This window comes from Vibrio sp. ED002 (assembly GCF_023277445.1).
Classification (GTDB): domain Bacteria; phylum Pseudomonadota; class Gammaproteobacteria; order Enterobacterales; family Vibrionaceae; genus Vibrio; species Vibrio jasicida.
This window is the reverse complement of record NZ_CP080238.1, coordinates 1,042,588-1,061,123: the sequence shown is the minus strand read 5'-3', so window position 1 is coordinate 1,061,123 and position 18,536 is coordinate 1,042,588. Positions and strand designations below refer to the sequence as shown.

Here is an 18,536-nt window from a genome sequence, read left to right as displayed (position 1 = left end):
GGCTTTTGTAAACAAAACGTGACAATTTGTGCGTTATTTTGTCATTAGTTGAACATTGCGATAGCTTGCGCTGGTTCAACGTATTCTAGGTCAAAGCTCTCAGCAACCTCTTTACAAGTCACTTTACCGTGGATAACGTTCAAGCCTTCTAGGAAACCGTTATCTGCTAGAAGCGCTTCACGGTAGCCTTTATTCGCGAGTTTTACGATGTAAGGCAGTGTTGCGTTGTTCAGTGCAAATGTTGATGTGCGAGCAACGGCACCCGGCATGTTAGCCACACAGTAGTGAACAACTTCGTCAACGATGTAAGTTGGCTCTGCGTGTGTCGTTGCGTGAGAAGTTTCAAAACAGCCACCTTGGTCGATTGCTACGTCAACGACCGCTGCGCCTGGCTTCATCTTAGCGATGTGCTCTTTTGTTACTAGTTTAGGAGCGGCAGCACCAGGGATTAGAACTGCACCAATCACTAGGTCAGCTTCTAGAACATGCTTCTCAATCGCGTCTTCTGTAGAATAAACCACTTTCGCGCGGCCTTGGAATTCTTCGTCTAGTTTACGCAGTGTATCTACGTTGCGGTCTAGGATTGTTACGTCAGCACGAAGACCAACAGCCATACGAGCTGCGTTCGCACCAACGACACCACCGCCAACAACAACGACTTTCGCAGGCTCAACACCAGGTACACCACCTAGTAGTAAACCACGGCCACCGTGTGATTTTTCCAGCGTTTGTGCACCAGCTTGGATAGACATCCGACCTGCTACTTCTGACATTGGTGCTAACAGTGGCAAACGACCCATATTATCTGTTACAGTCTCATACGCTATACAGACAGCTTTGCTCTTGATTAGCTCATCAGTTTGTGGAAAATCTGGTGCTAGGTGTAAATAAGTAAATAAAATCTGCCCTTCGCGGAGCATTGCTCTCTCGACGGCTTGTGGTTCTTTTACTTTTACAATCATGTCTGCTTTCGCAAAGACGTCTGCAGCAGTAGGAAGAATGGATGCGCCTACAGCGATGTAATCATCGTCTGAAAAACCAATGCCGGCACCTGCATTGGTCTCAACTAAAACTTGGTGACCATGTGAGATAAGTTCTCTCACGCTAGCTGGGATCATTCCCACACGGTATTCGTGGTTTTTGATTTCCTTAGGTACGCCAATGATCATCCTGTGTCCTCTTTCTAAAATGGTTGTATTAACTGTTTGTAGGGTGTTATTGTCGAATTAATATCTAGTATAGATGTTGATTTGTAATATTTGGCACCAAATATTAAAAAGTTGTAGTATATTTTTTTGCAAGGAAGTAATAAGGTGGAATAAAAAATGGCAGAGAACTATAAGAAGCCGTCCAAGGAACTAGACCGTATCGACCGCAACATTCTTAATGAACTGCAGAAAGACGGTCGTATTTCGAACGTTGAACTTTCAAAACGTGTAGGACTTTCTCCAACGCCGTGTTTGGAGCGTGTGCGTCGCTTAGAGCGTCAAGGTTACATCACAGGTTACACTGCGCTATTAAACCCGCAGTTCCTAGATGCATCACTATTGGTATTCGTAGAAATTACGCTTAACCGTGGTGCGCCAGATGTATTCGAACAGTTTAACGCAGCTGTTCAAAAGCTAGACGACATTCAAGAGTGTCATCTAGTATCAGGTGATTTCGACTATCTTCTAAAAACCCGTGTATCTGATATGGGTGCTTACCGTCGACTACTTGGCGATACGTTACTACGTCTACCAGGCGTAAATGACACTCGCACCTACGTAGTTATGGAAGAAGTGAAGCAAAGTAACCAGCTTGTGATTAAAACTCGTTAAATTCTTGCAAAGAAAGCGGTAAATGCTTCCGCTTTCTCGATAGAGTAATTGGGTTTTTCTCTTTGATATGGTTAAATCAATTTACCGAGCGGCTTTTGCCGCTCGGAATGTTTTGCTTATTCCTAATTCATTTCCATATTCAAGTTGATTTATGTTCAAAGAGAACGCAAAGAAAGTCGAAACCATCATCAAAACCAGTGAAGAGCCTCAGTCTTCGCGTCTTAATGGCTTCCAACGCTTAAAAGAGTGCTGCTTTATCGTTGGCGTTCTTAGTTCGGTATTGTTGGCCGTTGCACTATTTACGTTTAGCCCAGCCGATCCGTCTTGGTCCCAAACTGCTTGGGGCGGAGAGATCGATAACGCTGGTGGTTTGTTCGGCGCTTGGCTTGCCGACACGCTATTTTTCACATTTGGTTCCCTCGCGTACCCACTGCCATTCTTGCTTACTGCAGGAGCATGGGTGATCTGTCGTAAACGCTCAGAGGACGATCCAATTGACCTAATGCTGTGGGGAACCCGTCTATTAGGTTTAGTTATCCTTATTCTTACCAGCTGTGGTCTTGCAGACATTAACTTTGACGACATTTGGTATTTCTCTTCTGGTGGTGTTGTTGGTGATGTGCTGACGAGTCTCGCGTTACCAACGTTGAATGTGCTTGGCACAACCTTGGTATTACTGTTCTTGTGGGGCGCAGGCTTTACGCTATTTAGTGGTATCTCTTGGTTAAAAATTGTCGAGTGGCTTGGCGATCGCGCTTTGGGTCTGATTGCTGCAGTCACTAATAAGGCACGTGGCTCAGAGCAAGAAACACTAGAACCACAATTGGATGAGTTTGTTGACGATCGTGTTATGACGAAACGTCGTGGTGACGATCTGGAAGATGAGCCGCTACCGCACTTAACCACGTACGAAGTGGATGAACCAAAAGAGTCGGTCCCTGTGCATGAGTACCCAATCTACATGCCTCAATCCGCGGCGGCAGAACAAGCTACACCTCAGTCTGTTTCACCGAAACCGGCCGAGCCTGCTCCGCAGTCAGTTGTTATCCCTGCCTCTATTGCTCAAACTGCTGCTCAAGCGGCACCTGTTCAAGCACAGCCTGTTGAGCCCGTTCAAGCAGTAAACACTGACAACGTGGACCCAACGGTTGAACGCACTAAGCAACTTAATGTCACGATTGAAGAGTTAGAAGCCGCGGCACAACAAGCGGATGACTGGGCGGATGAAGTTCAACCAGTGCCAGTTGCACAAGAAAATGTCGCAGCGCCGATACAGCAACCTATTGAGCCGACACCTGTTCAGCCTGCTTATGCTGCGCAATCAGAACAAGCTTCATACCAAGCGCCAGTTCAACCTCAAATTGACGTTCAGGCAGAACCGTATGTGCAACCTGATCAGACCGCTCAAAGTGAACCGTTTGTTTCTGAGCCTGTTGAGCATGAATCAATGTACTCTGAATACGAGCAGTTCGAAGCGGAGCAAATTCAGCAGTCTTATGTTGCTCAAGACACCGTACATCAGCAAGATGAGCCAATGATTGATTCGGCTTCTCTTGATAACATCACTGAACAGACAGAGCCGAACCAACACATCGAACCAACGATTTCTAACTTTGATGTATTGGATGAAGAAGATGAATTCGTAGCACCGCAAACTGTTCATCAAGCTCAACCTGTTCACGCTGAACCACAGCAACCAACGGTAGCACCAACTCAGAATGTCCAACCGCAAGTTGCCGTTCAACCTCAACCGCAGGCACCTTCGGCAACGTTTGATCCTGCTCCTCAAGAAGTTGAGGTAGAAGATGTTCAAGAAGGTGATCAAGACGTAGCAGCGTTCCAAAATCTGGTCTCGAGTGCTCAAGCGAAGGTCGCGGCGAAGCAAAACCCGTTCTTGGTACAGCAAGATCAAAACTTGCCAGTACCAGAAGAGCCACTGCCTACTCTTGAATTGTTGTACCACCCTGAGAAACGTGAAAACTTTATTGATCGTGATGCGCTAGAACAAGTGGCTCGTTTGGTTGAAACCAAGCTTGCAGACTACAAAATCAAAGCGGACGTTGTTGGGATTTACCCAGGTCCGGTTATCACTCGTTTTGAGCTAGATTTGGCTCCGGGTGTGAAAGTAAGTCGAATCTCTGGTCTATCAATGGACTTAGCGCGTGCACTTTCTGCTATGGCCGTGCGTGTTGTTGAAGTAATTCCGGGTAAACCATACATCGGTCTAGAGCTTCCTAACATGAGTCGTCAGACGGTATTTCTATCTGATGTAATCAGTAGCCCTCAGTTTGAACAAGCAACGTCACCAACGACCGTTGTTCTTGGTCAAGATATCGCGGGTGAAGCGGTGATTGCAGATATCGCGAAAATGCCTCACGTACTGGTAGCAGGTACAACCGGTTCTGGTAAATCTGTGGGTGTGAACGTGATGATCTTGAGTATGCTTTACAAAGCGTCTCCAGAAGATCTGCGTTTCATCATGATCGACCCGAAAATGTTGGAGCTTTCAATCTACGAAGGTATTCCTCATCTTCTTTCTGAAGTAGTAACAGACATGAAAGACGCGTCTAACGCACTACGTTGGTGTGTGGGCGAGATGGAACGTCGTTATAAACTGATGTCTGCATTGGGTGTGCGTAACGTGAAAGGCTTTAACGAGAAGTTGAAGATGGCAGCAGATGCTGGCCACCCAATTCACGACCCATTCTGGCAAGAAGGCGACAGTATGGATACTGAGCCGCCGTTGCTAGAAAAACTGCCTTACATCGTTGTGGTTGTCGATGAATTTGCCGACCTTATGATGGTTGTGGGTAAGAAAGTTGAAGAACTGATTGCGCGTCTTGCTCAGAAAGCTCGTGCAGCAGGTATTCACTTAATCCTTGCGACTCAGCGTCCATCGGTTGATGTAATTACTGGTCTCATTAAAGCGAACATCCCAACTCGTGTTGCGTTTACGGTATCGACGAAGACCGACTCACGTACCATTCTTGACCAAGGTGGCGCAGAGTCGCTACTTGGTATGGGTGATATGCTTTACTTACCGCCTGGTTCTAGCCATACGACACGTGTTCACGGTGCTTTTGCATCGGATGATGATGTTCACGCGGTTGTAAATAACTGGAAAGCGCGCGGTAAGCCAAACTACATTGATGAAATCATCAGTGGTGACCAAGGTCCTGAAGCTTTGCTACCGGGTGAACAAATGGAATCTGACGAAGAAGTAGATCCTCTGTTCGATCAAGTTGTGGAACACGTCGTTCAGTCTCGTCGCGGTTCTGTATCGGGCGTTCAACGTCGATTCAAGATTGGTTACAACCGAGCTGCGCGTATCGTAGAGCAACTGGAAGCACAAGGCATCGTGAGTGCGCCTGGCCATAACGGAAACCGCGAAGTCCTTGCTCCTGCGCCACCAAAAGATTAATGAACTTGTCTTACTCACCTCAGTCCAACTGAGGTGAGCAACTCTAGGTCTTTGACCCTCTGATAGGTATCTGAATGAAAAAACTATTTTCAGCGAAACTATTCTCTGCGCTTGTTTTAAGCTTCTCTCTCTTTTCAACTGCACATGCAGCGTCTCCAAAAGATGAACTAAGCAAACGCCTAGCGATGAACGAAGGCTTCAGTGCGGATTTTTCTCAACAGGTCATCAGTCCTGAAGGTGAAACCGTCATGGAAGGGGAAGGAACGGTTGAAATTTCTCGTCCAAGTCTGTTCCGTTGGAGCACCACATTCCCGGATGAGAACTTGCTTGTCTCTGACGGTAAAACGTTGTGGTACTACAGCCCATTCATCGAGCAAGTGAGTATCTACTGGCAAGAGCAAGCAACAGAGCAAACGCCATTTGTTTTGTTAACTCGTAATCGTGCAAGTGATTGGGATAACTACAAGATTTCGCAAAAAGGTGACGAATTCACCCTCATTCCTACGGCGGTAGACTCCACACAAGGTCAATTCCAGATTAATATTGATGCCAAAGGTGTGGTAAAAGGCTTCAATGTAGTGGAACAAGATGGGCAAAAAGGCTTGTTCACGTTCAACAATGTGAAGCTTGGTAAACCCAAAGCAGACAGATTTACATTCACAATTCCAGATGGTGTGGAAGTGGATGACCAAAGGAATTAATAGGTAGTGAGCAATTACACATTAGATTTCTCGGGGGACGAAGATTTTCGTCCCCTTGCTGCACGTATGAGACCGGAAACGATTGAACAGTACATCGGTCAGCAGCACATTTTAGGTCCTGGTAAGCCGCTACGCCGTGCGTTAGAGGCTGGGCATATTCACTCCATGATTCTGTGGGGGCCTCCGGGCACAGGTAAGACGACGCTAGCGGAAGTGGCGGCAAACTACGCCAACGCAGAAGTAGAGCGTGTATCAGCTGTGACCTCAGGCGTAAAAGAGATTCGTGCAGCTATCGAGAAAGCACGTGAGAACAAAATGGCGGGCCGTCGTACCATCCTATTCGTGGATGAGGTGCATCGCTTCAACAAATCTCAACAAGACGCGTTTTTGCCTCATATTGAAGATGGCACGGTTACCTTTATTGGAGCGACGACAGAAAACCCATCGTTTGAGCTGAATAACGCATTGTTGTCTCGTGCTCGCGTGTACAAGCTGACGTCTCTCGACAAAGATGAAATCTCACTGGCGCTGAACCAAGCGATCAGTGACAAAGAGCGCGGCTTGGGAAATACGCCCGCACACTTTGCTGATAACGTATTAGACCGCCTAGCAGAATTGGTAAACGGTGATGCTCGCATGTCTCTCAATTATCTTGAGCTGCTTTACGATATGGCAGAGGACAATGCGCAAGGTGAAAAAGAGATCACGCTTAAGTTGCTTGCGGAAGTAGCAGGGGAGAAGGTCTCTCGCTTCGATAACAAAGGCGATATCTGGTACGACTTAATATCTGCGGTCCACAAGTCGATTCGTGGCTCAAACCCGGATGCTGCGTTGTATTGGTCTGCGCGTATGATTGCTGCTGGCTGTGATCCTTTGTACATTGCTCGACGTTTGTTGGCGATTGCTTCTGAAGATGTAGGCAACGCTGACCCTCGCGCAATGCAAGTGGCACTGTCTGCTTGGGATTGCTTTACCCGTGTTGGTCCAGCAGAAGGTGAACGTGCGATTGCACAGGCGATCGTGTACTTAGCGTGTGCGCCCAAAAGTAATGCGGTATACGTGGCGTGGAAACAAGCGCTCACAGACGCTCATAACTTACCTGAATATGAAGTGCCGCATCACCTTAGAAATGCACCAACCAGTTTGATGAAAGACATGGGTTATGGGGCAGAGTATCGTTATGCTCACGATGAGCCTGGCGCTTACGCTGCGGGTGAGCAATATTTGCCACCTGAAATGGGCGATCGTAGGTACTATCAGCCGACAAATCGTGGTCTAGAGACCAAAATCGGCGAAAAGTTAGATTACTTGGCTACTTTAGACGCAAATAGCCCACAAAAGCGCTATGAAAAGTAGGCGTTTTTGGATACATTTGTTCAGTAAATTTTTTTAACGCGTACGCTTGGAAAGTGCGCGTGATTTCACAACAAAAAGCATAGGATTAACAATGCTGGATTCTAAATTACTTCGTACAGAGCTGGATGAAACAGCTGCTAAACTGGCGCGTCGTGGCTTTAAGCTAGACGTAGATACTATTCGTAAACTTGAAGAACAACGTAAGTCCATTCAAGTAGAAGTAGAAAATTTACAATCCACGCGTAACTCCATCTCCAAGCAAATCGGCCAAAAAATGGCGGCTGGCGACAAAGAAGGCGCAGAAGAGATCAAGAAACAAATCGGTACGCTAGGTAGCGATCTTGATGCGAAGAAAGTTGAACTTGAGCAAGTAATGGCTCAACTAGACGAATTCACGCTTTCTGTACCAAACATCCCAGCAGACGAAGTGCCAGATGGCAAAGATGAAAACGACAACGTTGAAATCTCTCGTTGGGGTGAGCCAAAGACTTACGACTTCGATCTGAAAGATCACGTTGACCTAGGTGAAATGGGTGGCGGTCTTGATTTCGCAAGTGCAGTTAAGATCACTGGTGCACGTTTCATCGTGATGAAAGGGCAATTTGCTCGTCTACACCGTGCGATCGCTCAGTTCATGTTGGACCTTCACACAGAAGAGCACGGCTACACTGAAATGTACGTACCTTACCTAGTTAACTCTGACAGCCTATTCGGTACTGGTCAGCTTCCTAAGTTTGGTAAAGACCTTTTCCACACTGAGCCGCTAGTAGAAAAAGTAAACGACGAAGAACCACGTAAACTGTCTCTAATCCCGACAGCAGAAGTACCTGTAACGAACCTAGTTCGTGACACGATTTCTGATGAAGCGGATCTACCACTTAAGATGACAGCTCACACGCCATGTTTCCGTTCAGAAGCCGGTTCTTACGGTCGTGATACACGTGGTTTGATTCGTATGCACCAGTTCGACAAAGTTGAGCTAGTACAAATTACTAAGCCAGAAGATTCAATGAACGCGCTAGAAGAACTAACAGGTCACGCTGAGAAAGTTCTACAACTTCTAGAGCTTCCTTACCGTAAAGTGGTTCTATGTACAGGTGACATGGGCTTCGGCGCTCGTAAAACTTACGACCTAGAAGTTTGGGTTCCTGCTCAAGAAACTTACCGTGAAATCTCTTCATGTTCTAACATGTGGGACTTCCAAGCTCGTCGTATGCAAGCTCGTTTCCGTCGTAAAGGCGAGAAGAAACCTGAACTTGTGCACACGCTAAACGGTTCTGGTCTAGCTGTAGGTCGTACCATGGTTGCTATTCTAGAAAACAACCAAGAAGCAGACGGTCGTATTGCAATCCCTACAGTACTTCAGAAGTACATGGCGGGCGCAACGCACATCGGTTAATTCATTAACCACTAGAACAACAAAACCCAGCCTTAGTGCTGGGTTTTTTGTTATCTGCGTCGAGTGAAAACGTACTGTTTTGTATATTAATGCACCGTTTAATGATGAGTTCGCCCAGAATCTGATAGTGCGTAACAAATGATATTTTTCTAAGCGGTTTTCAACGTGACAAGGTAATAGCTTCATTTGCCCTTATTGTTAAACGTTATGCCAGTAAATCATCTTTCATTTCTCGTAACTTTTGCGCTTACCTTACTCGTTAGTGAGAGTGTTATCGCAAGTAAACTTATTCAACCTCAATACTTAGATAGTGAGCGAACCGATCGCTTTTTTGCGCGCGAAATAGCGCAACCTTCAAAAGAAAATATGCAGCTTCGTAATTCACTCGACTGGGGATACGAGCTTGAGTTGGCAAGTGCGGCTGGTGACACGGAATCGGTGTCTAATTGCAAAGACTTAGCTACTGCAAACTCTGCGGGCTTTACTGCGGCTAAAGCTTATGAATACGGCGCGTTTAAAGCGTATTTAACTCAGTGTCAAACATGGAGTGAGATGGCAAAGTTAGCTGCCTCTAAGCGCTCATATATATCGAAATTTAAGTTAGATGATAGCTTTCCTAGTTTAGCTCCAAGTGCGCTTGCTTTTGTTATTTCTAACGAAAGCGCTGAGAAAGCAAAGACACTATCAACGTGGGATGAAGCAGACCATATCCAAAGAACTCAGGTAGCCAGTCAATTGAGAGCAGAGTACTTCGACGCGACCGATGGTTTTCAAGTCATTACGATTGTAGCAAAAGGTGATTACAACGCTGACGGCATCGAGGATATCGTTATTACGAAAGAGAATAGCGTACTCAGTGGCTCGTATTCATCTTCACACGGATATGTATTAACCCGTATGTCTGAACAATCGCTATTTACAGTGTTGGCAGAATGGTAATGAAACGATTGGCGGTCACTTGGGGTTTAAGTATTGCTATGATGAGCACGTTTGCTGTTGCTAGCACCTCGCATAGAAAAGTCTTTGAATGCGCGGTAAGTCAAACTATGAACTTTAGTATTTCGATAGAGCAAGGCAAAGGCGAGCTTATCTTTAATAAGTCTATTGCCAATCAAAGCCCAGTTTTACAGCGGATAAAACCTCAAGATTATCGTGTCGAACATTACCATCGAGCGTTGGTAGATGAGAAGTCTCTGGAATTTAGTATTGGTGAGCACGTCATATTAGTCAGTGAGTACTTCAGCGAGGAGTTTGATGAGGTAGAGAAGATACTCAGTGTTACTTTGAGAGAGCCTGAGCAAACGCAGTATTTTGAATGCGAGGAAGGGAGTATGAGTCACCTTGCATTGCTTTTCCAAGAGATTACAGAATGATTATTACCAAAGTGTAATAGTGTTTTCGAATTTACCCTAATTATCTTGTTATTTGTAATCGATATAATCATCCACCTTACCACGGTAAGTAGATTTTCTCATTCAAGTAACGAGGAGGGCTTATGGCCGTAGGGTGGGCAAACGACGATAGCGTCAGCCAACAAATTCAAAACACAATAGACGACGAGATTTCCCGTGTTCGTGGCAGTATCACAAAGGGTGAAAGCGCCCATTATTGCGATGAGTGTGGTGATGAGATTCCGGAAGCGCGTCGTCTTGCGATGAAAGGTGTTCGTTTGTGTATCGAATGTCAGTCAACAATCGAATTGGTGTCTCAACGCCAAGCATTATTTAATCGACGAGCGAGTAAAGACAGCCAACTGCGCTAACTTTACTTTTTATCACGTGAATAGAGAAAACGGTTTGAGTTGTATACTCAAACCGTTTTAGCATTTATTCACTGAACTTGTTCTTTGTATTAGTCGAGAACGTATCAAGCGAAGCAATCTTGATGTTGAAGCGCCGCATCAATCGCGCTAACTAATTTCTCAATATCTTCCGGCTTGCTGATAAATGGAGGCATCATATAAATCAGCTTGCCAAATGGGCGAATCCAAACACAGTGTTCAACAAAGAGAGCCTGGATGGTTTCCATATTCACTGGGCGATGCGTTTCTACAACACCAATGGCACCTAACCAACGAGTGTTCTTCACCAACTCGTATTCTTCAAGGTTTGGTAGTAACTCAGAAAACAGCGTTTCTATTTGTTGAGTTTGTTGTTGCCAGTTACCTTGTTCAATCAATTCCAAACTTGCAGTTGCAACAGCACAGGCGAGTGGGTTACCCATAAAGGTTGGACCGTGCATAAAACAACCAGCGTCACCACCACAAACGGTATCCGCAACGTGTTTGCTCGCCAGAGTCGCAGAGAGGGTCATGTAGCCGCCGGTGAGTGCTTTACCAACACACAAAATGTCTGGTTGAATATCTGCGTGTTCGCAAGCAAACAGTTTACCGGTGCGCCCAAATCCGGTTGCGATTTCATCTGCAATCAATAACAAACCGTGTTTATCACAAAGCCTACGCACGCCTTTGAGAAATTCTGGATGGTAGATACGCATACCGCCTGCGCCTTGAACGATAGGCTCTAGGATCACCGCAGCGAGTTCTTGATGATGCGTTTCAATCTTGTGCTCAAAGTCAGCAAGATCTTCTGATTTCCACTCATCCCAAAAACCACAAGTTGGTGACTCCGCAAAGATATGCTCAGGTAAAAAGCCTTTATAGAGGGAGTGCATCGAGTTATCTGGGTCGGTAACCGACATTGCCGCGAAAGTGTCGCCGTGATAACCGTGTCGCAAAGTAAGAAACTTTGGTCTGCGTTCGCCCTTCGCATGCCAATATTGCAGCGCCATTTTTAAGCTGACTTCTACAGCAACAGAGCCTGAGTCGGCAAGGAATACATGTTCAAGGTTACTTGGTGCGAGGGATAGCAACTTCTTACACAAACTGATTGCTGGCTGGTGGGTAATCCCACCAAACATCACGTGGGAGACCTGGTCGATTTGCTGGTGAGCGACCTGATTTAAGTGCGGGTGGTTGTAGCCGTGGATCGTCGACCACCAAGAAGACATGCCATCTACAAGCTCTGTACCGTCTTCCAATTTAATGTGAACACCATTTGCGGATTCTACTGGGTAGCAGGTCAGAGGTGTCAATGTCGAAGTGTAAGGATGCCAGATATGCTGGCGGTCGAAGGCGAGATCCATGTGCGATTCCAATAATAATTAAGATTAAAAAATAAACAGATGTAAACTTTGTTCTTTTGTGTTGTGTTGACAGTTTATCGAGACTCAGTAGACTGTCAACACAACAACAAAAGTGACTAAAGGAATACACGTGGAAGTTCGTCATAACTGGACGCATGCTGAAGTGCGCGATCTCATGGAAAAACCATTCATGGATCTCCTATTCGAAGCGCAGCTTGTACATCGTCAATATCAACAAACCAACCATGTTCAAGTAAGCACGCTTCTGTCGATTAAGACAGGTGCTTGTCCAGAAGATTGTAAGTACTGTCCTCAGAGTGCTCGTTACACCACAGACATCGAAAAAGAGCGTCTGATGGAAGTTGAACGTGTACTCGATGCTGCACAAAAAGCGAAAAATGCTGGCTCAACCCGATTTTGTATGGGCGCAGCATGGAAAAACCCGAAAGAGCGTGACATGCCGCATTTGACCGACATGATCAAAGGTGTGAAGGGCATGGGTCTAGAAACGTGTATGACGCTTGGAATGTTAACGCCAGATCAAGCTAAGCAACTGGCAACCGCTGGTCTGGATTACTACAACCACAACCTTGATACCTCACCTGAGTTTTACGGCAACATCATTACCACACGTACTTACCAAGACCGTTTAGATACCCTGTCTCACGTACGTGATGCCGGAATGAAGATCTGTTCTGGTGGCATTATCGGCATGGGCGAAAGTGCCAATGACCGAGCAGGTTTGTTTGTGGAACTGGCTAACTTACCAACACATCCGGAAAGCGTGCCAATCAACATGCTCGTGAAGGTGAAGGGCACACCACTGGAAGAAGTGGATGACGTTGAGCCCTTTGACTTTATTCGTTTGATAGCAATTGCCCGCATTATGATGCCTATGTCTGCGGTTCGTTTATCGGCTGGCCGTGAAGATATGAACGAGCAGATGCAAGCGCTGTGCTTTATGGCTGGTGCAAACTCCGTCTTCTATGGCTGCAAACTTCTGACCACGCCAAACCCTTCTGAAGACAAGGACATGATGCTGTTTAACAAGCTCGGCATCAACAGCCAAGAGGTGTCTCAAAAACCTGATGAAATCGAAGAAAACGAGTTGCTGGATCGCGTCGTAGAGCGCGTTGCTGCACGTCCGACTAAAGGCGATCTTTTCTACGATGCCAGCGTTTAAATCTCGTATCGAATCCGCCCTTGTTGAGCGTAAAACGCAAGGGTTAAATCGTTCTATGAATGTGGTGTTTGCCGGTAACCAGTCCGTTTTGGAACACGAAGGCAGACGCTACATTAATTTCTCAAGTAATGATTATTTGGGCTTGGCAAACGACCAAGCGCTCGTTCGTGCATGGCAGCAAGGTTTAAGCGTATACGGCAGTGGCAGTGGAGCATCGCCATTGGTAACTGGCTTTAGTGCAGCACACAGCAATTTAGAAGCAGCACTGACCGAATGGTTGGGCTACGACAGAGCAATTCTGTTTGGCTCTGGGTTTAGTGCGAACCAAGCGTTGCTTTTTACTCTGCTAGAAAAATCAGATGTGTTGATTCAAGACCGTTTGAACCACGCGTCTTTGATGGAGGCTGGAGCGTTATCTCCGGCTAAAATGAAGCGCTTCAAGCATAACGATATCGAGCACCTTTCATCACTTATAAGCGGTGAAGGTAACAACCTTGTGGTGACCGAAGGAGTATTCAGCATGGACGGCGATTGTGCACCGCTTGCGAATATTGTTGAAGTCACTGGAAACCATGATGCATGGCTTGCCGTAGACGACGCTCATGGCATTGGTGTTCTTGGTGAATCTGGTGGTGGCTCTTGTGAATTAGCGATGGTTAAGCCCGATATATTGATCGTTACCTTCGGCAAGGCATTTGGAATGTCTGGCGCTGCCATTCTATGTGATCACGCAACGGGAGACTTTTTAACTCAGTTTGCTCGTCACCATGTGTATTCCACAGCAATGCCTCCGGCACAAGCCTACGCGCTGACACATGCAGTCTCGATGGTTCAAGAGCAGTCTTGGCGACGTGAAAAGCTTATAGAACTTAGCGAAGTTTATCGAGATAGCCTCAACGATCTCGACGGTTTTGTCGAAACGCAAACTTCGATTAAGCCATTTATGATTGGTGAATCGGAACTGGCCTTACAGGTTGCAAGCGCTTGTCGTCAAAACGGTATTTGGGTGAGCGCGATTCGCCCACCAACGGTTCCAAAAGGGACCTCACGACTCCGAATTACACTGACGGCCAATCACACTAAAGAACAAATACAAACGCTTTCAATGGCACTGAAGCAAGCATTAGGAGCGCAGTAATGGATAATGCAGAGCACATTGCGTTAGACAGTTTCCTTCAAGATAAAGAGGCGATAGCGTCGTCTTTTGGCAAAGCAGCAGATACCTACGACCGGCATGCCGCGTTTCAACGTGATGTGGGACAAAGACTATTACAAAAACTGCCTGACGACTTAACCAATAAACGAGTCTTAGACTTGGGGTGTGGTACGGGCTACTTCTCTCAACTGCTCCAACAACGTGGCGCCGAAGTGGTTTGTGGTGATATCTCACAAGCTATGTTAGATAAAGCGAAGCAGCGTTGTGGTACACAGAAAATGCAGTACCAGTTAGCTGATGCTGAAAATTTGCCTTTTGAGGACGATAGTTTTGATTATGTTTTCTCCAGCTTGGCATTGCAGTGGTGTGCGGATCTCAGTTACCCACTTAGAGAAATTCGTCGTGTGTTAAAAAAGGGAGGCACTGGCTGCTTTTCGACACTAATGGATGGCTCTCTGTATGAGTTGCGCGAATCGTGGTCAAAAATTGATGCATATCAACACGTGAATAACTTTATTACCCACAATCAGGTAAAAATTGCGTTAGCGCAATCTTGGTGCCACAACCATCATCTAGACTTGACCCCCATCACAGTTTGGTACGATTCAGCGTTTTCTGTCATGCGTGATCTCAAAGGCATTGGTGCAAATCACGTAAGCGGGCGCTCACATGGCCTAACGAGCCGTCGCACTTTGTTGCAAGTTGAGGGCGCGTACCAAGCATTTAGAAATGATCAAGGTCTTCTACCTGCAAGTTATCAGGTTTGTTTTGGAGTAATACATCTATGATTGATGCTTTTTTTATTGCTGGTACGGATACTGATGTAGGCAAAACCGTAGCGTCTAAAGCCATTCTGCAAGCATTAGCGGCAAAAGGGCTAAATACCATTGGTTATAAACCAGTGGCAGCAGGAAGCGATAAAACTGAGCAAGGTTGGCGTAATTCTGATGCGTTGCATTTGCAAAAAGCGGCAACGCTAGATATCGCGTACGATGATGTAAACCCATACGCTTTGGAATTACCTGCTTCTCCTCACATCGCCGCAAAGCATGAACATGTAGAAATTAAGTACGAAGTATTGAGTGATAAATTGGCTCAACACAAAGAGCAATCAGACATTGTTCTTGTGGAAGGGGCTGGTGGTTGGCGTGTTCCTGTGTCTGATACAGATAGCTTGTCGACTTGGGTACAGCAAGAGCAGTTACCCGTTGTATTGGTTGTCGGTATTAAATTGGGCTGTTTGAGCCATGCTTTGCTCACTGCTGAGATCATCAAAGCGGATGGTTTGAATCTCGTAGGTTGGGTAGCAAACCGAGTAAATCCGGGCACTGAGCACTACGCAGAAATCATTGATATGCTTGAAGAACGCCTAGATGCACCAAAACTCGGTGAGATCCCTTATATCCCGAGTGCAAAACGTAAAGAGTTGGGCAAATACATCAACGTGGACCCGCTACTGAACGTTTAGCTGCTGACTTTTTATCAGAAATCAAAAGGGCTGCATCATGCAGCCCTTTTTTCATGTAAATTTTTGTGTCTGAATAACAAATAACGATTCTGGTTATTTTTCTTGGCTCAGACCCATCAAAGCCGACTGTGTTTCAGAAACACGTTTTGCCATTTGAGCTTCTGTTGAAATACCCAGTTGCTGTTTTGCCTCATCCTCTGAGATACCTAGGTGACAGCAAAGTAAATCGATAGCCATTTGATAGTCGTTAGTTTCTACCATGATTTTTCCCTCAAGACATGGAAGTTTAGAGCTGCTTTATTGTCCTTTAGAGCATGCTCCGTTTCGTTCATCTGACCCGAATTTAGCATGTACAGAAAGTCGCACAATAAGACCAAAGTCTATACCGACGATAAAGTACTGATTTAAGAGTGTAAAAAGGTGTGTATTATTTCAGTCTCGAAAACAAATGTTGCAATTTATTGCTTAACCTTGTTTTTATCGCGGATAGACTATATCTATAACGCAACGGAACACAAAACCAAGCAGAAATGCCTTTTGTAGCGTTCTGTTTCTTATAACAAGGTGTTCTTATAATAATCCGTTTTAAAAATAGGTGTCTTGAAAAACAACCTGTTCTAAAAAACGATAAGCTTCCTCGGAGAAAAGTAATGAAGCGAATTATGTTATTCCTAGCAACTAACCTAGCCGTTGTGCTGGTTCTTAGTGTTGTTCTGAATATTGTTTACGCTGTAACTGGAATGCAACCAGGCAGTCTGTCTGGTCTACTTGTCATGGCCGCAGTGTTCGGCTTTGGTGGTGCGTTTATCTCATTAATGATGTCGAAGGGCATGGCGCTACGTTCTGTTGGCGGTATGGTCATCGAGAGCCCACGTAATGAGACTGAGCATTGGTTATTGGAAACTGTTGGTCGTCAAGCTCAACAAGCGGGCATTGGTATGCCAACGGTGGCAATTTACGATGCTGCAGATATCAACGCATTTGCGACAGGCGCAAAGCGCGATGACTCTCTGGTTGCGGTTTCTACTGGTCTGTTACACAACATGACGCGTGATGAAGCTGAAGCAGTATTGGCACACGAAGTGAGTCACATTGCTAATGGTGACATGGTAACCATGACATTGATGCAAGGCGTGGTGAATACATTCGTTATCTTCCTGTCTCGCTTTATCGCAAACATCGTGGCATCTAATGATGATGAAGAAGGCCAAGGCACTAACATGATGGTGTACTTTGGTATTTCAATGGTGCTAGAACTGGTATTCGGTTTCCTAGCAAGCTTCCTAACCATGTGGTACAGCCGTCACCGTGAATTCCACGCTGATGCGGGTGCTGCTCAATTGGTCGGTAAAGAGAAGATGATTGCTGCGCTTGAGCGCTTGAAGATGAGCCATGAATCTCAACTAGATGGCACAATGATGGCGTTTGGTATCAATGGTAAGCAATCTATCACAGAGCTTCTTATGAGCCACCCACCGCTAGACAAGCGCATTGCTGCACTTCGTAGCCAACAATACTAACTGTTCGTAATTATTCAGCAGATAAATAGTTAATCCTATGAAAAGGCTTGGTTTTTTAACCAAGCCTTTTTTTGTGTCTGTTGATCGCTACCGTACTTCATCACGTATCACTTTACAGAAACAAAGTTATACAAAAATATTTTTGTACAACTTTTCTTGTTTGGTCTATCTTGTACATATAATAATTTTGTACAACTGTTGAAGTAGCGTAGGAGTATAGAAATGGACATTCAGTCAGTTGGCAACATATATCAGAAGTTGAGCAAAGCGAATTTGCACTTGCTTGAAGGGGTATACCACCAGGATGTGGTGTTTGAAGATGCTGCTCATCGCCTAGAGGGATGGCCTGCGCTTTCTGATTATTTTCAGTCGCTATATTCCAATGTAATACGGTGCGACTTTGTTATTCATGATCACCAACAAGTTGGAGAAACTGGGTTCTTGACATGGACGATGGATCTTCAGCATCCAAAGTTGCAGAAAGGCGCCCCGATCCTTGTTAACGGCGTATCGCATCTTAAATTTTGCGAGGGACAGGTTATTTATCACCGAGACTATTTCGATTTGGGTGAGATGCTTTATGAAAACTTACCTTTGCTAGGGTCAGTAGTGAGAACCATTAAGCAGAGGTTAGGGCAATGACAGAGTCGGTTTTGATAACTGGAGCAACGTCGGGTATCGGCAAACAACTCGCACTCGATTACGCCCTAGCTGGATGGAAGGTGATCGCTTGTGGTCGGAATCAAGCGGTTCTGTCAGAGCTAGAAGCTTCATCTCAAAATATCGCTACATTGCGATTTGATATAACTGACTATGAACAAACACAGACCGCACTCAATGCGTTGCCGTTTACCCCCGAGACATGGATGTTTAATGCGGGTAACTGTGAATATATGGATGACGGTTCGGTAGATGCACAACTTATGGCGCGTGTTATGAACGTTAATGTCGTTGGTGTCGCGAATTGTGTCGAAGCGTGCCAGTCGCAATTCGAACGTGGCCACCGTGTCGTGATCGTCGGCTCTATTGCCTCTGAAATCGCGCTGCCTCGCGCTGAAGCCTACGGAGCATCGAAAGCTGCTGTCAGTTATTTCGCACGCACACTTGCAGTAGATTTGAAAGCGAAAGGCATCAAAGTCGTAACCGTATTTCCTGGCTTTGTAGAAACCCCTTTAACAGATAAAAACACGTTTGATATGCCGATGATTATCTCGGTCAATCAGGCTTCTGAAGCCATCAGAAAACAATTGGATGCAGGCAAAAGCTATATTTATTTCCCAGCGAGATTTACCGGAATACTACGTTTTATCTCGTTGCTTCCATACAGCTGGCAAGCTCGGCTCACCGCAAAACTCGTATCATAAGAAG

General features: G+C 45.6%; 18 protein-coding genes. 15 read left to right on the top strand and 3 right to left on the bottom strand.

Annotated features, from left to right (window positions below; translation table 11 throughout):
- Window positions 1-44 precede the first annotated feature (44 nt).
- Complete coding sequence (ald, locus tag ITG12_RS04980; RefSeq protein ID WP_038867050.1) at window positions 45-1,169, bottom strand: alanine dehydrogenase; 1,125 nt, start codon at window positions 1,167-1,169, stop codon at window positions 45-47.
- A 156-nt stretch (window positions 1,170-1,325) separates the two neighbouring features.
- Here ald and lrp point away from each other — a divergent pair, with 156 nt between their 5' ends.
- From lrp to ITG12_RS04940, 8 genes are all read left to right on the top strand, one after another.
- Window positions 1,326-1,820, top strand: coding sequence for a leucine-responsive transcriptional regulator Lrp (gene lrp / locus ITG12_RS04975; protein WP_009842652.1), 495 nt, complete (start codon window positions 1,326-1,328; stop codon window positions 1,818-1,820).
- Window positions 1,821-1,971: 151 nt separating this feature from the next.
- Window positions 1,972-5,241: a DNA translocase FtsK 4TM domain-containing protein gene (locus tag ITG12_RS04970; RefSeq protein WP_248873777.1), complete on the top strand. Its 3,270-nt coding sequence runs from the start codon at window positions 1,972-1,974 to the stop codon at window positions 5,239-5,241.
- A 74-nt stretch (window positions 5,242-5,315) separates the two neighbouring features.
- Window positions 5,316-5,942 carry an outer membrane lipoprotein chaperone LolA gene (gene lolA, locus ITG12_RS04965; protein WP_039975081.1) on the top strand — a complete coding sequence of 209 codons (627 nt, stop codon included), beginning with the start codon at window positions 5,316-5,318 and terminating at the stop codon, window positions 5,940-5,942.
- A gap of 66 nt (window positions 5,943-6,008) precedes the next feature.
- Window positions 6,009-7,298, top strand: a complete 1,290-nt coding sequence (locus ITG12_RS04960; protein ID WP_216611227.1) for a replication-associated recombination protein A — start codon at window positions 6,009-6,011, stop codon at window positions 7,296-7,298.
- 91 nt (window positions 7,299-7,389) lie between these two features.
- Complete coding sequence (gene serS / locus ITG12_RS04955) at window positions 7,390-8,697, top strand: serine--tRNA ligase (protein ID WP_042605009.1); 1,308 nt, start codon at window positions 7,390-7,392, stop codon at window positions 8,695-8,697.
- 366 nt (window positions 8,698-9,063) lie between these two features.
- Window positions 9,064-9,636 carry an ATPase gene (locus ITG12_RS04950; RefSeq protein ID WP_248873776.1) on the top strand — a complete coding sequence of 191 codons (573 nt, stop codon included), beginning with the start codon at window positions 9,064-9,066 and terminating at the stop codon, window positions 9,634-9,636.
- Window positions 9,630-10,070, top strand: coding sequence for a hypothetical protein (locus ITG12_RS04945; RefSeq protein WP_248873775.1), 441 nt, complete (start codon window positions 9,630-9,632; stop codon window positions 10,068-10,070). Before ITG12_RS04950 ends, ITG12_RS04945 begins: the two co-directional genes overlap by 7 nt.
- A 122-nt stretch (window positions 10,071-10,192) precedes the next feature.
- Entirely contained in the window at window positions 10,193-10,459 is a 267-nt protein-coding gene (locus ITG12_RS04940) for a DksA/TraR family C4-type zinc finger protein (protein ID WP_005437185.1), read from the top strand.
- Window positions 10,460-10,563: 104 nt separating this feature from the next.
- Here ITG12_RS04940 and bioA read toward each other — a convergent pair whose 3' ends face one another.
- Window positions 10,564-11,841 (bottom strand): adenosylmethionine--8-amino-7-oxononanoate transaminase, encoded by a 1,278-nt coding sequence (bioA, locus tag ITG12_RS04935; protein ID WP_248873774.1) that lies wholly within the window; start codon window positions 11,839-11,841, stop codon window positions 10,564-10,566.
- 130 nt (window positions 11,842-11,971) lie between these two features.
- Here bioA and bioB point away from each other — a divergent pair, with 130 nt between their 5' ends.
- From bioB to bioD, 4 genes are read left to right on the top strand one after another with little or no spacing between them, the layout of a single operon-like run.
- Window positions 11,972-13,024 carry a biotin synthase BioB gene (gene bioB, locus ITG12_RS04930; protein WP_038867063.1) on the top strand — a complete coding sequence of 351 codons (1,053 nt, stop codon included), beginning with the start codon at window positions 11,972-11,974 and terminating at the stop codon, window positions 13,022-13,024.
- Complete coding sequence (gene bioF, locus ITG12_RS04925) at window positions 13,011-14,162, top strand: 8-amino-7-oxononanoate synthase (RefSeq protein WP_063345221.1); 1,152 nt, start codon at window positions 13,011-13,013, stop codon at window positions 14,160-14,162. The genes bioB and bioF overlap by 14 nt, the downstream gene beginning before the upstream one ends.
- The gene (bioC, locus tag ITG12_RS04920) at window positions 14,162-14,968 is read left to right on the top strand and encodes a malonyl-ACP O-methyltransferase BioC (protein ID WP_063345220.1); all 807 of its coding nucleotides are present in this window, start codon (window positions 14,162-14,164) and stop codon (window positions 14,966-14,968) included. Before bioF ends, bioC begins: the two co-directional genes overlap by 1 nt.
- Entirely contained in the window at window positions 14,965-15,648 is a 684-nt protein-coding gene (gene bioD, locus ITG12_RS04915; protein ID WP_038867069.1) for a dethiobiotin synthase, read from the top strand. The genes bioC and bioD overlap by 4 nt, the downstream gene beginning before the upstream one ends.
- A 93-nt stretch (window positions 15,649-15,741) precedes the next feature.
- Here the strand turns inward: bioD and ITG12_RS04910 are convergent, their stop codons facing one another.
- On the bottom strand, window positions 15,742-15,909 hold the full coding sequence (locus tag ITG12_RS04910; RefSeq protein WP_095759866.1) for a hypothetical protein: 168 nt from the start codon (window positions 15,907-15,909) through the stop codon (window positions 15,742-15,744).
- Between the two features lie 389 nt (window positions 15,910-16,298).
- On the opposite strand from ITG12_RS04910, the gene htpX reads away from it, so the two are divergent.
- The 3 genes from htpX to ITG12_RS04895 all read left to right on the top strand — a co-directional run bounded on the left by htpX (window position 16,299) and on the right by ITG12_RS04895 (window position 18,532).
- Window positions 16,299-17,168: a protease HtpX gene (gene htpX, locus ITG12_RS04905; RefSeq protein WP_038867070.1), complete on the top strand. Its 870-nt coding sequence runs from the start codon at window positions 16,299-16,301 to the stop codon at window positions 17,166-17,168.
- 222 nt (window positions 17,169-17,390) lie between these two features.
- Window positions 17,391-17,810 (top strand): nuclear transport factor 2 family protein, encoded by a 420-nt coding sequence (locus tag ITG12_RS04900; protein WP_038867072.1) that lies wholly within the window; start codon window positions 17,391-17,393, stop codon window positions 17,808-17,810.
- Entirely contained in the window at window positions 17,807-18,532 is a 726-nt protein-coding gene (locus tag ITG12_RS04895) for an SDR family oxidoreductase (protein ID WP_042601855.1), read from the top strand. The genes ITG12_RS04900 and ITG12_RS04895 overlap by 4 nt, the downstream gene beginning before the upstream one ends.
- Window positions 18,533-18,536 lie beyond the last annotated feature (4 nt).